The sequence below is a fragment of the Curtobacterium sp. MCBA15_001 genome (assembly GCF_001864835.1).
Taxonomy (GTDB): Bacteria; Actinomycetota; Actinomycetes; order Actinomycetales; family Microbacteriaceae; genus Curtobacterium.
On record NZ_MJGI01000023.1, the window covers coordinates 225,029 to 239,909 of the forward strand.

Here is a 14,881-nt window from a genome sequence, read left to right on the forward strand (position 1 = left end):
GCACCGTGCGAGCTTGCTGCCTGGTGCGCGGTCGTCCGCTCGGTGCGCGGTCGTTGCCGTGCACCGAGCGGTCGACCCGTCACCAGCCGGAGACGGTTCAGTGCGTCAGAAGTACGTGATGCCGTGCGGGGTCCGCGCGGGCAGCAGCATCGCGCGCAGCCGCACCGGCACCGCCGGGTCCGACGCCCGCAGGAGCCCGGCAGCGGCGAGCGTGACCGGCGACACCGCCCCGATCAGCAGCGCGCCGAGGTCCGCCACGTCGAGCCGGACGTCGACGTCGTGGCGCTCGTCCACGTCGTGCCCGTCGTCGTCGTGCCCGTCGACGTCATCGGCCAGACGGGTGACGCTGCCGACCCCGTCGACGACGTCGAGCCGGTACGTGCCCGTGGCGAACCCCATCGCGTCGGCGACGGCGAGCACCACGCTGCCGTCGACCGCGTACGGCCGCGAGGTCAGCGCCGCAGCGACGTCGAGCACGCGGAGCCACACGTGGTCCTCCTCGTGGTCGACGTCGTACGCCCGGTTGTCGCCGAGCGCCGCGACGATCGGGTCGTCGAGCCGCGAGCGGTTGTACTTCACGACGTCGTTGAGGTCGATCGAGAGCAGGAACTCCCAGAGCGACAGGTACGCCGCGTCCGTCGCGTAGACGAGGTCGAGGACCTCGACCACGGTCTCCGAGCCGGACTCCGAGACGCGCCAGGTGACGTACCCGTCGACCTCGTCCGACGCCGTTGGCCGGTGCACGGCGGCGCGGACGCCCTTCGCCTTCTCGCCGTCGCCGCCGTACTCGCCGAACACGATCGGCCAGGTGCCGGCGTTCCGGACCATGGAGCCCGGGGTGCGCTCGTGGAAGCGTGCGAAGACGTCCTTGCCGACACCGTCCGCGAGCCACGTCGTCGGGACCATGGTGACGACGCCCGAGGTGGGTGCGACGAACGGCAGTGCGCGGTTGCGGCGCACGCGGACGGCGCGCTCACGGATGGCGCACCCGAACCCGAAGCGGCGGTAGATCGTGCCCTCGGACGCCGTGAGGGACGCCATCGCGTAGCCCTCCTCGACGCCGCGCTCGAGCGCGTGCGTCATCATCGCGCGGAGGATGCCGCGGCGACGTTCCGTCGGTCGGACGGTGACCGCGGAGATCGCCTGGGTGTCGACGAAGGACCCGTCGCCCCAGCTGAGCGCCTTGCGGAACCAGGTGAACGTGCCGGCGGGCCAGGTCTCGTCGACGGATCCGGGCACCGGGTCCTTGACGTACGCGCCCAGGAAGGTCTCCTGGTCCGCGATGAAGTTCGCTGCCATGCGCGCCGCGAGCTCGGGGGAGGGCGACGCCTCGTGGAAGCCGAGGCCGACCGCCTCCATCCAGGGAGCGGTCTGCGTGTCTGGAGCTCCGTCGGCATCGGTGCCGGGCTGGAACTCGCGCAGGTCGAAGCGGGCGGTGAACGCGTCGTTGATCGATGCCACGAGCCGACCCTACCGGTGCCGTGTGTCCGGCGGCCCCGCGGCCAGCGCCCGCACCCGGCGTGCCGCCCGCTGATCGTCCGGCCGGGGTCAGAGCGCCGCTGCCACCATCCACGCGACCGCCGAGATCCCTGCCGCGCGCAGCACCGATGCCGCTGCCGGACGCCCGCGCCACGTCGCCACGAACTCGGCGACCGCTGCGACGAGCGCCGTCAGGGTGATCGCCACGACGATGCCCGGCAGGGGATGCCCCACGAGTCCCGCGCCCACCTGGTGGAACGCGATGATGCCCCACGGCACGATCCCGACCGCCGACCCGAGGCCGAGCGGAACCCGCGAACGGTCGGGGGAGCGCCGCTGGACCACCGCGAACAGCACGCCCGCGGACGCGAGCGCGTAGATGCCGACCAATGCCCCGACGTCGCGGATCCCGTTGAGCTGCGCGACGACGAACACGGTGACCGGCGTGGTCAGGAGCGGGTCGAGCGTGCCGGACCACCGCGAGGACCACGCCCACGCCACGGCCGCCAGCGCGAGCACCACGACCATCGCCACGGCGACGTCGACCTGCGACAGCGTCGACGTCGGCTGCTCACCGAGGGTCACCGTCACCGGCCGGGTCGTGGGCGCTCCGAGCAGCGCGACAGCGAGGACGGCCACGGCCTGCACCGCCATCAGGATGCTGATCGTCCTGCTGTGTCGGCGCATGCCCGAGAGCCTGCCACGCGGGCCGGTGTGCACCACCAGCGTCCGTTGGTCCTGGCTCAGCGGCGGGCGGTCAGCACCTCACTGAGTCGCCAGAGCCGCTCGGCGTCGTCGGGGTCGAGCATCGCGGAGTTGGCGTCGGCGGGGATGCGCTGTGCGGTGAGGGGACGCACTTCGTCGTCGATCACGGCCACCTCGCTGTCCTTCAGGTAGACGCCCCCGACGCCGTCGAGGGCCGGGTGCACGGCGCCGAACACCAGGGTCGCGGCGCCCTGCTCGATCGTCTTCGTGCCGCGCTCGGGGTCGATGACCGTCGCCCCGTGCTCGTCCACGAGGCCCTGCTCCCGGTACGCCGCGACCCGATCGGGTCGGTGCGGACCCGGGCCGATCACGACACCGGGGTGCGCTGCCGTGGCTCGGATGCCCTCAGCAGCATGGCGGAGGTCGAACGCGACCGAGAAGAGTACGTTCGCCCGCTTCGACTGTGCGTACGCGGCGCCGGCGTCGTACCCGTGGGCGAAGGTGGGGTCGTTCCAACGGATCGCACCGATGCGGGCTGCCCCGGACGTCACGGTCACCACCCGGGCTCCCCCCGCTGACCGCAGCGCCGGCAGCAGGCCCTGCGCCAGCTGGAAGTGCCCGAGGTGCGACGTCGAGAACGCCAGTTCGTTCCCGCGGGCGTCGAGCCGTCGCTCCAGGGAGAAGAGCACCGCCGCGTTGGCCACGAGCGCCTGGAGCGGCCGGCCGGAGGCGTTCCACCGTGCGGTGAACGAATCGACGGAGCCGGGGTCCGTCAGGTCGAGGTGTTCGACCTGCACGCGGGGAATCCCCGCAACGACGGCCGACGCGCGTGCGACGTCGCGGGAAGCGACGGTGACGGTCGCACCCGCCACCGCGAGCGACCGGGTGACCTCGAGGCCGAGCCGACCGTGGCCGCCGGTGACGACGACGTGGTGGCCGGTCAGGTCGAGCCCGGCGAGGACTTCGGAGGCTGTGGTCGCGGTACGGAAACCAGATCCGACGGGGTGCTGTTGCTCGATCACGGTGATGGCCTCTCCTCAGTGGCGTTCCAAACGGAATGCTGTTCCGAATATACGGAACGGCGTTCCGTTCTGCAAGACTGCCCTTGACCGTCGCCCCGGACACGAGGACCATCGCCGACATGAGCCTCTTCATCGCCTGTCCGGTCGAGAGCGTCGAACGCGCGACCGCCTTCTACACAGCCCTCGGCTGGACCCACAACGCGGAGATGTCGAACGACCAGGTGGCGTGCTTCGCCGTCGCGCCGGAGCAGTACGTCATGCTCAGCAGCCGCGAGATGTACGCGAGCGTCGGCGGGACCGAGGACCTGATCGGCGGTCCGGACACCCCGTCGAAGGTCACCGTCTCCTTCGACCTCGACAGCCGCCAGGCGGTCGACGACCTGCTCGATCGGGCCGCTGCCGCTGGCGGGCGGATCGGCGACACCGACGAGTACCCGTTCATGTACCAGCGCCAGTTCGACGACCCGGACGGCTACCACTGGTCGCCGTTCTGGATGAAGCCGGAGCCGGATGCCTGATCACCCCCGCGGCTGCGGGTCGTGCGGATGCTCCGGGTCGGCCGCGAAGACGCGCTCGTACACGTCGTACACGACCGCGGCCTTGGCGTCGTTGTAGCGCAGCGTCGTCCCGGGTGCAGCGGCCGCCAGCTTGGCGTCGGCGTACGCCTGGCGGTCCGATGGGTGCGTCCGCAGCCAGGCCACGAAGGCACGGTGGCGGGCGGGCTCGCGGGCGTCCGGCGCCCAGACGTGCAGGTTCGTGTTCGGCTCGGCGAGGGTGAGCTGCCGGTGCGCGTCCCCGCCCAGGTCGTCACGGAACAGCAACCGGAAGCCGACGGCCTCCAGGGGCGGGAGCCAGGCGTCCTCGTCGAGCACGTCCGGCACCAGCAGGTCCGCGTCGACCACCGGTTTGGCGACCAGGTCGGGGACGGCGGTGGAACCGACGTGGGTGAGCCGGACGCCGGGGCCGAGCGCAGCCTCCACTGCGGCGCGGACGGTCCGGAACGCGTCCGCCCAACCGGGGTCGTGGGCCTGCAACGGGCCGGGCTCGGTCTGCCGGAACGCCACACGCTCCGACTGTCGGGCGGCGTTGGCGCCGCCGTCGAACGGCCGCCAGAGGGGATGCAGGACCACACCGGCACTCTGGCACGCAGCGACGTCGTGCGGAAGCACGGACCGTCGCGGGCCGCTACGGCATCGTGCGGTGGGCCTCCTGGGCGACGACCTGCTCGCGGTCGGCCAACCCGCGCAGCTGCTGGAGCGGCCGCATCATCCGCGAGTTCCCCCGCAGCGCCGGTTCGGCACGGTCCAGGAACGCCCAGTAGCCGGCGGTGAACGGGCAGGCGTCCTCGCCGAGCCGCTTCGTCGGGTCGAACCGGCACCCGCCGCAGTGGTCGGACATCCGGTCGACGTAGCGCCCACCCGCGGCGTACGGCTTCGTCGCGACGCGGCCACCGTCGGCGTGCTGCGACATCCCGACGATGTTGGCGGGCATCACCCAGTCGGTGCCGTCGACGAACACGTCGGTGAACCACTCGGTCAGCTCGACCGGGTCGTAGCCCCGCTGCAGCGCCCAGTTGCCCAGGACCATGAGCCGCTGGATGTGGTGCGCCCAGCCGTGCTCGGCGACGGTGTCGATCGCGGTGGACAGGCAGACGGCCTCGACCTCGGAGGCGTCGAGCTCTCGCCACCAGCGCGGCAGGCGGACCCGGGGGAGCGGCTCCGAGCGGTGCGGCGGACGCCGCGTACTCGTCGCCGAACCACCAGTAGAGGTGCCAGACGTAGTCGCGCCAGCCCGCGATCTGGCGGACGAAGCCCTCGACGCTGTGCAGGGGAGCCGACTGGTCGGCGTACGCGGAGAGCGCCGCGTCGATCGCGGTGCGCGGGTCGAGGACGCCGAGGTTCATCGGCACGCTGAGCAGCGAGTGCGCCATCGTCCAGTCGTTCGTCAGGACCGCGTCCTCGTACGGGCCGAAGTCTCCGAGACGGACCTCGACGAAGTCCGCCAGCGCGGCCTCGGCCTCGGCGGCGGTGACCGCGAAGCGCCGACGGTCGTCCTGCCCGACGAACTGCACGACACCGTCGCGCTCCCACCGGTCCAGGTCGTGGCGCACCTGGTCGTCGACATCGTCCTCGGTGGGCCACCACGGGTCGGGCAGCCCGAGCGTCGTGGCGCCCTTCGGCGGCGGCTGCCGGTTGTCGGCGTCGTGGCTGAACTGCCCGCCGACGGGGGCGTCGCGGTCCATCAGCCAGCCCTCGCGGCGACGGACCTGCTCGTAGAAGGTCTCCATCAGGAACCGGTCACCACGCCCGGCAGCCCAGGCGCCGAACTCGTCCTCGCTCGTGACGAACCCGCGACTCGGCAGGATGCGCGTCCCGTCTCCCCAGTGTCGGACCTGCCCGCGCAGGTGTCGCGACGGCGGGTCGACGACCTCCAGGTCGTCCCGCCCGACCAGGGCGTCCCGCAGGTGATCCACCTGGACGTGCTCGGCCCGGTCGCCGAGTTCGCGCACCCGGTGTCGCAGTGCGCTCAGCCACAGGTGGGCCTTCGCCCGGTGCACGGGGCGGGCGGCGAAGAACTCGGTGGCCTCGACGACCAGGGTCGGCCCGCCGTCGTCGAAGAGCGGGCCGTACTGGCCGGGCAGGACCAGGCGGGTACGCGGGGCATCGGTCACCCCGCGGACGGTACGCGAGCGGTCTGCGGCGCGCCCGACACTGGCCGCCGTGCGCGCTGGCCGGCAGTCCGCAGCGGATCCGGACGGGAGGCTCGGCTCGGCCGTGCGCGCCGGGCTCAGTCCGTCGCGCCTGCTGGAGGGTCGACGAGCAGGCCGACACGGTCCGCCAGGTAGTCGGCCAGGGGCACCGCGGTGGCGGCGGTCGGGGACCACCGCACCATGGGCACGTCCCCGTCGACGAAGAGCGCGCCGTCCCCATCGACGAGCGAGTCGTCGAGGGGCACCTCGCGCGCGCCGTGGTTCACGGTGTCGCCCGCGGCGAAGTGCCCGCGGACCGCCGCTGCCCGGTACGCCCGTCGGGTCTCGGCGGACACCGACTGGAACTGCGCACGTCCGGGCTCGGTCACGCGGGTGATGGTGCCGGTCGCCCAGACGCGGCCGCCGGTCTCGACGCTCGACCCCACCAGCAGGGCGCCCACCCGCCAGACGCGACCCAGGGACCGCATCGTCGGTTCGCGCCGGATGCCGAGCACGGGCTTGGGCTCGACGTACTCGCCGAGCGCCTCGTCCGGCACGGCCGCATCCCGCAGTCGTCGGGCCGCCGCGTCGAGCAGCTCCCGCGCCTGGGTCACACCGTCCGTCACGTCCACCGAGCCTAGACGCGCCGCCCCCGGGCCGGTGCGGCCGAACGGCGACCGTGCGGACGACCAGCCTGCCGGCGGCCGGCGCGGCGACGTCGGACGGACGACACGGCGCCCGTCGTGACCATCACGGCACCGTAGGTGATGAGCACCCCGGCGACGAGGGGCACCACCCAGCCCCGCGATCCGTTGACCACCTGGTTGACGTACCCGAGCCCGGGGAGGCTGTACCAGAGCACGCCCCGCACCTGGACGGCACGGACCGGGGCGTCCGGCTCGGCGTTGGCGTCGCCCTGCACGACGAACGTGCGCGCGCCGTCGGACGACGACGACACGGCGACGACCCGGTGGCTGATCACGGCGGGTTGCCCGGAGACGACCTGGTACGTCAGGACGTCCCCGACGCGGACGTCGTCGAGCGGGACCGGGCGGACGACGAGCAGCGTGCCGGGCGGCAGCGCGGGCTCCATCGACCGGGTCAGCACCGTCAGCGGCGTGGACCCGGTCGCCTTCGGGACGACGATGAGCACGACGGCCAGGCCGGCCACGACCAGGAGCATGCCGGTGCTCAGCCCGAGCACGACGGCGTGCACGACCGCGCGCCACCCGGTCCGCTCGGCCGCGCCACGCGACCTCATGCGCCGCACCGGATCGCCGGGCCGTCGTTCTGGGTGAAGAGCGTGACCGGCCCGCTGCCGGCCACGGTCGTGGTCGGGTTGCCAGCGCTGTCCAGCACCTTCACGACGACGGTCTGCGTGCCGGTCGTGGCGGCGGGCGCCAGGTCGTTCGGCGCGAGGGTGATGAACCCCGAGTACATCTGCGCCCGCGAACCGACCATGGTGTCGCGCACGTAGGCGGCGTACCACGTGTCCATCGGCCGCGAGGAGGACGGCCACGTGACGTCGACGTAGTTCCCGCTGTGGTCGGTGCAGGTCAGTGCGGGCGCGGCGGCGGACGTCGCCGCGCCCGTGTTGAGGTAGAAGCCGCCTGTGACCGCCGCCGACCGCCAGCTGCCCCAGCTCGTCGTCAGCGAGATCACGACGTTCGAGGTGCTCGACGCCGGCGCGGTCGACTGCAGGGTGCTCCGGGTGCACCACACGGCGCTCGCTCCGGCCGCGAGCGACGAGGTCATGCTCGGCAGCGACGCCCAGGTACCGGTGACGGAACCCGTGCCGACCGCGGCGCCGTCCGTGCAGGCGTCGGTCGACGCGACCGGCCACGCGACGACGTCGACCGCCTGGGCCAGCGCCGTCGAGGCACCGGCGGGCGACGACACCGTGGTGCTCGTCGTCCCGGCGATGTTGCCCGCGTTCGTCAGGGTCACCGGCTTGGTCATCGACGGCACCGAGTCGGAGAACGTCACGGTCATGGCGTCCGTGCCGGCGATCCCGGCGGCCAGCTTGCCGATCGTGGTGCTCGAGGTCGCAGTGCCGCTCGTCGTCCACAGTGCCCAGGCCGCGCTCGATCCGCCGACGACGAACAGCGCGCTGAGCACGAGCGCGACGGCCACACGCATCCGGCGGGTCACGGCGCGACCTGCGTCCCGGTCACGGTGAGGGTGAAGTCGGTGACGGCGCCGGAGACGCTCTGCGGCGCGTCGGAGGCGAGCACGACCTCCAGGCAGGCGGTCCCGGTCGCACCGACGGGGAGCGTGTAGTACCCGCTGCCGGTGTCGAACGACGCGAGCGGTCCGCTCGCACCGCCGAGGCCGGCACGGCAGGCGGACGCCGACGCCACGCTCGCCAGCTTGAGCGTCTGCGTGCCGAGCACGACCGCGTCGGTGGTGCCGGCGTAGGAGACCTTGGTCGCGGTCGTCATGACCCGGACGGACAGCGGGACCGTCCCGCTGTTCCGGACGGTGAAGGACCCGACGGTGCTCGATCCCGGTCCGAGCGCGGGGGAGTACATCGCCGACAGCGGGCTGACGGTGAGCGTGGCGGTGCCGGACTTCACGGTGGCGCCCTTCGTGCTGGCCGAGGCGTTCCAGAGGGCGTAGGTGCCGCCCGTGCCGAGCAGGGAGACCAGGACGGCGACGAGGAGGACGACGACGGCGGACCACAGCACCCGGGCGCGCAGGGCTCGGGAGCGGGGCGCGCGGTGGCGTGCCGTGGTGGTCGTGCTGCGGGTCATCCTCGGTCACCCCCTGTGCTTCGTGGTCGACGGTGGTGGGGCCGGCGCGGTCGGCGGATCAGGGACCGACCGCGCCGGGGTCTAGGAGCCGATCGCGGTCTGCGTCAGCGTGAAGGCGAGCGCGCCGACGTTGACGCTGCCGTTCTGCCCGGTCGTCGCCGACGACGGCAGCTCGATCGTGAAGAGCACCTTGACGGCGCTGGTCGCACTCGACGGCGAGACCACGAAGGTGTTCGCGTCCGCGGTGGACTGCACGACCGAGGCGCTCGTCGACGTCACGGACAGGGTCTTCGTCGTCGCTGCCAGCAGGCCGGCGTCGCCGGTGATGCTCTGGGTGGCGTAGGTCAGGTTCGCCTTGAGGTCCTGACCGGTCGCGCCGATGTTCAGGGTCTGCGTGAACTGGTACTTGTTGCCCGGCACCATCAGCACCGAGGCGGGGTCGATCGTGTTCGACCGACCGTTCGTGACGTCGGTCCAGACACCGTCGTTCGCGGCGCTCAGCGTCAGCGTGCCGGAGTTCACGGTGGTGGCGGCGGTGGAGGCGTTGGCGTTCCAGAGTGCGAAGGTCCCGGCGCCGCCCAGGAGCAGCGCGATGCCGGCGGCGCCGGCGATGGTGCCGGTGACGATCTTGTGCATGAGGTGTCCGTTTCCGCGCAGGGGGATGCGCTTCGAGCCAGCGGCACGGTGGTTCGGGTCGAGGTGCCGGTGGGACGGTGTCTGTCGCCCCTGCGTGAACGCGGGGGCGCGGCTGACCGGTGCCGAGGAGGATCGCCGGGCTCCGGAGCTCGCAGGGAGGCGGCTCGGGCGGGCTGGATCGCTCCTGTCTTCGACCGTACCCGTCCCCCAAAGTGCTGACAACGAAGATGATGCAAATTCATGGACCCAGAACGGGGGTGATTTTCGTCCCCGAGAGTGTGGACATTGTTTGTACCCCGTTCCTCGGGTCCGTGCCGATGGAATGTCGGGCATGCTCGGACAGTTGCACGCAGCGGAACGAGGAGGGACCCAGATGGGCATCGTGCGCTGGCTGTTCGACGCGCAGATCGTCATCGGTGACCAGACGGTGCTCTGGCGCGAGGTGATCGGCAACGTCTTCGGGCTGCTCAGCGCGCTCGGGGGCATGCGCCGCAAGGTCTGGGCGTGGCCGGTCGGCATCGTCGGGAACGCCCTGCTCTTCACGGTCTTCATGGGTGCGCTCTTCGACACCCCGAACCCGGTGAACCTGCTCGGGCAGGCCGGGCGCCAGGTGATGTTCATCGTCGTCAGCGTCTACGGCTGGTACCGGTGGACGCACCGTCCCGCCGAGGCGACCACCGTGATCGACCCGCGCTGGGCCTCCTGGCGGACCCGCGGTCTGCTGGCCGTCGCACTCGTCGGTGGGACCGCGCTGCTGACGCCCCTGTTCCGGGCCCTCGGCTCCTACGAGCCCGTCTGGTCGGACGCCTGGATCTTCGTCGGCTCGCTGCTGGCGACCTACGGGATGGCGAAGGGCTGGGTGGAGTTCTGGCTCATCTGGGTCGCCGTCGACCTGGTCGGGGTGCCGCTGTTGTTCTCCGCCGGCTACTACGCCTCCGGGTTGATGTACGTGGTCTACGGCGTCTTCACGCTGACGGGCTTCTTCGTGTGGATGCGCCAGCGGACCCGGCCGTCGGCGGCGCCCGTGACGGTCGGCTGACCCCGCGCCCCTGCCCGGAGCAGGATGGGCCGGTGAACGATGGCGTGTTGGTCACCGGGCTGCGGGAGTACCGCGCGCACCGGTCCGAGGTCCTCGACCCGACGCGCGTGCGTCGCCGTCGGGTCGTCAGCGGCGCTGCCGCCGCCCTCGCCGGGACGGTCCTGGTCGTGTCCCAGATGCTGTCCGGCTGGACGGGTGCTCCCGCCCTGGAGGCCGTGGTCGGTCTGGTCGCTTCGGCTGCGGCGGTCGGGTGCCTCGTCGCGGTCTTCTGCCGGACCGGTCGGACTGCCTCCGCGACGCGGAGTGCGCCGCTCCCCGGCGGCTGGCGGCGATCCGAGCGGATCGGCGCGCAGTTCTCGGCCCGCCCGCCCGAGCTCCTGCCCGAGGACCGGGACGCGGTGCTCGCGCGCGCGGCCGAGGTGGTGGCGCCCGCGGTCGTGACGGTCGACCGGCTTCGCTGGATCCCCGCCATGTGGCTCGCCGCCTGGGTCGGTGGCATCGCCCTCGGGCTCGCCTCGCAGAGTGTCGTCGCACTCCTGCTGCCGCCGGTGTTCGCGCTGGTGCAGGGTGGCACCACCATCACAGCGGTCGTCTGGCTCGGCCGTGCGGAGCTGACGCGACGACGGGTCGTTGCGCTGCCGCCGATCGAGCCCGAGTCGCCGTTGCGCCCGCGCAACCCAGAGCCGCGCGGGTCGAAGGTCGTCCTGCCCGACGAGTGAGCCCGGCGTGGTGCTGGGGGTGGGGAACTGCGGCGGGGGCACTGCGGCTCCGCGACAGGGCCGATGTCGGACGACAGCGGTGGTGTCGCGCGGGCGGTGGCGCGGGCGGGGACTGCGGCGGGCGCGGCGGCGCTGCGGCGCTGCGGCGCTGCGGCTCCGGCGACACGGTCGATGTCGTGCGACAGCGGTGGTGTCGCGCGGGCCGTGGAGCGGGCGGCGATTGCGGCTCCGGCGACATGGTCGATGTCGGACGACGGCGGTCTTGTCGCGCGGGCGGTGGCGCGGGCACGCGCGGGCGCTGCGGGCGGGGGCGCGGGCACGCGCGGGCGCTGCGGGCGGGGGCGCTGCGGCTCCGGCGACACGGTCGATGTCGTACGACAGCGGTGTTGTCGCGCGGACGGCAGCGCGAGCGGCCTGCCCGACGAGCGAGCGGACACGCCCCCCGCTCTGGGACACGACACCAGCGCGGGGATGGGGTGGGATGTCCTCGTGGAGACTCGCACTGACGACACCATCGTCGAAGAACAGACGATCGCGGAGCGCCTGACCCGGGCTGCCATCCGCGCCTACCGCATGTACGCGTTCACCGACGTCGACGCCGCCGTCGTGGCCGAGGTCGCCGGCGTGACCCTCGAGGACGTGCACCGGGCCTTCCCCTCGTGGGACGCGCTCCTCCTGGTGACCTACGACTACTGGGTCCAGCTGCGCGGTTCGACCCGCCGCCGCAAGGCCTCGTGCGCGATCGAGCACGTCCGCATGACCCTGGCCGAGGACGTCGCCGACCCGGGCCTCGTGCGGGTCCTCGCCGGTGTGATCAACATCGCCGGTGCCGAGACGAGCTTCGCCGAGCTGTTCCGCAAGCGCTACGAGGAGTACGCCACGGAGCTCGCCACCGCACTGCGTCGGGACTTCGACACCGGCGTCGAGCAGTCCGTCATCACGGCGGAGCGTGCGGCGACCCAGCTGCTCGCCCTGTACGAGGGCTTCCAGATCCAGCTGCTCGTCCGTCCCGGCGTGGACGTGCTGGCAGAGTGGGACGAAGCCGTGCGCGGTCTGCGGGAGGGCTGGCGGAAGCCGCGTCCGGTCCCGGCGTGGGACCTCGACTCCGTGCCGACCTCGCCGATCCTGCCGGTCTGACACGACCGGACCGGTCTGCCGCGACCGATCCGATCTGTCGTGGCGGTCCGCACGGAAACCACTTGCCAAAGTGGAAACTTGTTGCCATGATGGAGTCACCGAGAGGGGACACCATGACCGACTCCACCACCGGCAGCATCGGCCCGACCGAGGCCCGCGCCCTGCTCGACCACGCCGAGCGCACCAGCCGCCGCGCACACGACGCGGTGCGCTGGCCCTACGTCACGTTCATCACCGCGCTGGGGGTCGCGACCTCGCTCGGTACCCTCGGCATGGGGCTGACGACGGGGACGGCGTTCGCCGCCGTCTACGTCGGCACCCTCGCCGCGGTCTTCGCGCTCCTGCTCGGGTTCATGGTCGCGATCCGCGGCCGAGCGGCCTTCGCACGCAGCCGACGGTGGACCGCCTACATCGCTGCTTGGGCCGTGAGCTACTGCGCCGCGATCGCCGTGGTCGCCTGGGTGCACGGCTCGGTGGTGTGGTCGGCCACCACGTCCGGACTGGTCCTGCTGGTCGCACTGGCCTGCGCCGCGTGGGAGTCGCGCTCGTGAGCGTCGAGCAGGGCACGCACCCGCGGCACCGGCTCGACGACCTGCTGCAGAACCCGGTCCGGTTCTCGGTGGTCGCGGCGCTCGACCGTGCTGGAACGCTGGGGTTCCGCGAGGTCCGCGACGCCGTGGAGGTCACCGACTCGGCACTGAGCAAGCAGGTCGCCGCGCTCGAGGGGGCAGGGTACGTGGACGTCGGCAAGGCCTTCGTCGGCAAGACACCGCGGACCTCGTTGACGTTGACGCGCGCGGGTCGCGCCGCCTGGCGCGACCACCTCGACGCGCTCCGCCAGATCGCGGGGAGCGACCAGGCGCCCTAGGCCGGTCCTGGGACGGACAGGAGGCCCGGTGCCTGCCAGCACCGTCCTCCCTCGCAGGCTCGGTCGGCGCGCCCCGCGCAACGCTTCGCGTCGCCGCTGAGCGGGGCGCGCCCGTCCGTCTCCTGGTCGCGTCCCTACGCGCGCAACCAGACCGTCCCCACGCCCGTCAGGGCACCGTCTGCCACCGGTGCCGAGGCGAGCAGGAGCTCCCCAGCGGGGAGGTCGTAGGGCGTGTCGGTGAAGACCGTCACGCTCGTCCAGCCGTTCGGGCGACGGAAGGCCAGGACGTCCTCGCGTCCGGTCTCCAGCCACTCCAGGTGCTCGTCGGACTGCAGCTGACCGCGCAGGGCGAGCGCCCGGCGGTACAGGTTCAGCGTCGAGCCGGGGTCGGCGTCCTCGGCCTCGACGCTCGACTCGCCGAACCACGCCGGCTGCGGCAGGTGCGACCCGCCGGGACCGAAGCCGAACGACGAGCCCTCGCGCGTCCACGGCAGCGGCACGCGGCACCCGTCGCGCCCGATGTCGATGCCCGGGTTCCGGAAGAACGCCGGGTCTTGCCGGTCGGCATCGGGGATGTCGCCGACCTCGTGCAGGCCGAGCTCCTCGCCCTGGTACAGGTACGCCGAACCGGGGAGCGCGAGCTCGAGCAGCGTCGCGGCCCTTGCCCGGCGCAGGCCGAGCTCGCGGTCGAGGGCGTCCGGCGCGCCGCCGGCCAGCAGCCAGGCGCCGCCCTGCTTCTCGTCGGGGTCGCTCCGGTCGGGCAGGGCGTAGCGCGTGGCGTGCCGCACGACGTCGTGGTTCGAGAACACCCACGTCGTCGACGACCCGGACTGCTCGGCCAGACCGAGGTTGAACTCGATGATGCTGCGGAAGGACCCGGCGTCGAAGTCGGCCTCCAGCAGGTCGAAGTTGAACGCCTGCCCGAGCCCCTCAGCGCTGGCGTAGCGCGCACGACGGTCAGCGGCGACCCAGGCCTCGGCGACCGCGGTGCGTGCAGGGGTGTACTCATCGAAGACCCGGCGCCACTCGGCGTAGATCTCGTGCACGTCGTCGCGGTCCCACAGCGGGTGCGACCCGTCCTTCGGCATCGCGGAGAGCTCCGCCCAGGTCGGCAGCACCGCGCCGAGGTCCTTCGACAGCCCGTGTGCGACGTCGATGCGGAAACCGTCGACCCCGCGGTCGGACCAGAAGCGCAGCGTGTGCAGGAAGTCGTCACGGACCTCGCGGTTCGCCCAGTTCAGGTCGGGCTGCTCCTTCGCAAAGCTGTGCAGGTACCACTGGCCGTCGCCGACCGCGGTCCAGGCCGGTCCGCCGAAGATCGACACCCAGTCGGCGGGGGCGTCCTGGCCGTCGGGGCCGGTGCCGTCGCGGAACACGTAGCGGTCCCGGGCGGGGGAGCCCTTCGACGCAGCCAGGGCCTCGCGGAACCAGGCGTGCCGGTCGCTGGAGTGGTTCGGCACGATGTCGACGATCACGCGGATGCCGGCACCGTGGAGCGCGGCGACCATCGTGTCGAAGTCGTCGAGCGTGCCGAGCTTCGGGTCGACGTCACGGTAGTCGTCGACGTCGTAGCCGCCGTCGGCCAGTGCGGACGGGTAGAACGGGCTGAGCCACACCGCCTCGATGCCGAGCGAGGCCAGGTACGGGACCCGGTCGGTGATGCCGGCGAGGTCGCCGATGCCGTCGCCGTTCGCGTCGGCGAACGACCGGGGGTACACCTGGTAGACGCTCGCCTGGCGCCACCAGGTCTCGTCGGGCGTCGAGGCGGTCGGGGTGGCGGTGGTGGCGGGCGAGGTCATGGTGTCCGTCATCGGGAGTCCTTCCGTCGGTCGCG

17 protein-coding genes and 1 pseudogene are annotated in these 14,881 nt (G+C 72.6%); 6 read left to right on the forward strand and 12 right to left on the reverse strand.

What is annotated here, in order from left to right:
- Positions 1-105 precede the first annotated feature (105 nt).
- The 3 genes from BIU90_RS10360 to BIU90_RS10370 form a co-directional block, all read right to left on the reverse strand.
- A complete protein-coding gene (locus BIU90_RS10360; protein ID WP_071300140.1) occupies positions 106-1,461 on the reverse strand; it encodes a GNAT family N-acetyltransferase in 1,356 nt (451 codons plus the stop codon).
- A gap of 87 nt (positions 1,462-1,548) precedes the next feature.
- The gene (locus BIU90_RS10365) at positions 1,549-2,166 is read right to left on the reverse strand and encodes a hypothetical protein (RefSeq protein ID WP_139195224.1); all 618 of its coding nucleotides are present in this window, start codon (positions 2,164-2,166) and stop codon (positions 1,549-1,551) included.
- Between the two features lie 56 nt (positions 2,167-2,222).
- The gene (locus BIU90_RS10370) at positions 2,223-3,206 is read right to left on the reverse strand and encodes an SDR family NAD(P)-dependent oxidoreductase (protein ID WP_071300142.1); all 984 of its coding nucleotides are present in this window, start codon (positions 3,204-3,206) and stop codon (positions 2,223-2,225) included.
- Between the two features lie 119 nt (positions 3,207-3,325).
- On the opposite strand from BIU90_RS10370, the gene BIU90_RS10375 reads away from it, so the two are divergent.
- Positions 3,326-3,724 (forward strand): VOC family protein, encoded by a 399-nt coding sequence (locus tag BIU90_RS10375; protein WP_071300353.1) that lies wholly within the window; start codon positions 3,326-3,328, stop codon positions 3,722-3,724.
- Here BIU90_RS10375 and BIU90_RS10380 read toward each other — a convergent pair whose 3' ends face one another.
- The 8 genes and pseudogenes from BIU90_RS10380 to BIU90_RS10410 all read right to left on the reverse strand — a co-directional run bounded on the left by BIU90_RS10380 (position 3,725) and on the right by BIU90_RS10410 (position 9,284).
- Positions 3,725-4,336: a GrpB family protein gene (locus BIU90_RS10380; protein WP_175470188.1), complete on the reverse strand. Its 612-nt coding sequence runs from the start codon at positions 4,334-4,336 to the stop codon at positions 3,725-3,727. It lies immediately after the preceding gene.
- Positions 4,337-4,391: 55 nt separating this feature from the next.
- The gene (locus BIU90_RS19020; RefSeq protein WP_254787007.1) at positions 4,392-4,793 is read right to left on the reverse strand and encodes a hypothetical protein; all 402 of its coding nucleotides are present in this window, start codon (positions 4,791-4,793) and stop codon (positions 4,392-4,394) included.
- 562 nt (positions 4,794-5,355) lie between these two features.
- Positions 5,356-6,090 (reverse strand): annotated as a pseudogene (locus BIU90_RS19250) (cryptochrome/photolyase family protein); the annotation flags it as partial.
- Positions 5,994-6,521: a hypothetical protein gene (locus BIU90_RS10390; protein WP_083403866.1), complete on the reverse strand. Its 528-nt coding sequence runs from the start codon at positions 6,519-6,521 to the stop codon at positions 5,994-5,996. The gene BIU90_RS10390 and the pseudogene BIU90_RS19250, both read right to left, overlap by 97 nt.
- A gap of 11 nt (positions 6,522-6,532) precedes the next feature.
- Positions 6,533-7,156, reverse strand: a complete 624-nt coding sequence (locus BIU90_RS10395) for a signal peptidase I (protein ID WP_139195226.1) — start codon at positions 7,154-7,156, stop codon at positions 6,533-6,535.
- Positions 7,153-8,046 (reverse strand): hypothetical protein, encoded by an 894-nt coding sequence (locus BIU90_RS18685; protein WP_071300145.1) that lies wholly within the window; start codon positions 8,044-8,046, stop codon positions 7,153-7,155. Before BIU90_RS18685 ends, BIU90_RS10395 begins: the two co-directional genes overlap by 4 nt.
- Positions 8,043-8,648, reverse strand: coding sequence for a TasA family protein (locus BIU90_RS10405; protein WP_071300146.1), 606 nt, complete (start codon positions 8,646-8,648; stop codon positions 8,043-8,045). Before BIU90_RS10405 ends, BIU90_RS18685 begins: the two co-directional genes overlap by 4 nt.
- Positions 8,649-8,729: 81 nt before the next feature.
- The gene (locus tag BIU90_RS10410) at positions 8,730-9,284 is read right to left on the reverse strand and encodes an alternate-type signal peptide domain-containing protein (RefSeq protein ID WP_071300147.1); all 555 of its coding nucleotides are present in this window, start codon (positions 9,282-9,284) and stop codon (positions 8,730-8,732) included.
- Between the two features lie 373 nt (positions 9,285-9,657).
- On the opposite strand from BIU90_RS10410, the gene pnuC reads away from it, so the two are divergent.
- From pnuC to BIU90_RS10435, 5 genes are all read left to right on the forward strand, one after another.
- Positions 9,658-10,323 (forward strand): nicotinamide riboside transporter PnuC, encoded by a 666-nt coding sequence (gene pnuC, locus BIU90_RS10415; RefSeq protein ID WP_071300148.1) that lies wholly within the window; start codon positions 9,658-9,660, stop codon positions 10,321-10,323.
- Positions 10,324-10,355: 32 nt separating this feature from the next.
- Complete coding sequence (locus tag BIU90_RS10420) at positions 10,356-11,042, forward strand: hypothetical protein (RefSeq protein ID WP_071300149.1); 687 nt, start codon at positions 10,356-10,358, stop codon at positions 11,040-11,042.
- 489 nt (positions 11,043-11,531) lie between these two features.
- On the forward strand, positions 11,532-12,179 hold the full coding sequence (locus BIU90_RS18690) for a TetR family transcriptional regulator C-terminal domain-containing protein (RefSeq protein WP_175470189.1): 648 nt from the start codon (positions 11,532-11,534) through the stop codon (positions 12,177-12,179).
- 113 nt (positions 12,180-12,292) lie between these two features.
- Positions 12,293-12,730 (forward strand): chemotaxis protein CheY, encoded by a 438-nt coding sequence (locus BIU90_RS10430; RefSeq protein ID WP_071300151.1) that lies wholly within the window; start codon positions 12,293-12,295, stop codon positions 12,728-12,730.
- A complete protein-coding gene (locus BIU90_RS10435) occupies positions 12,727-13,047 on the forward strand; it encodes a transcriptional regulator (RefSeq protein ID WP_071300354.1) in 321 nt (106 codons plus the stop codon). The genes BIU90_RS10430 and BIU90_RS10435 overlap by 4 nt, the downstream gene beginning before the upstream one ends.
- A 134-nt stretch (positions 13,048-13,181) precedes the next feature.
- Here the strand turns inward: BIU90_RS10435 and BIU90_RS10440 are convergent, their stop codons facing one another.
- The gene (locus BIU90_RS10440) at positions 13,182-14,846 is read right to left on the reverse strand and encodes a glycoside hydrolase family 13 protein (RefSeq protein WP_071300355.1); all 1,665 of its coding nucleotides are present in this window, start codon (positions 14,844-14,846) and stop codon (positions 13,182-13,184) included.
- Positions 14,847-14,881: the final 35 nt, after the last annotated feature.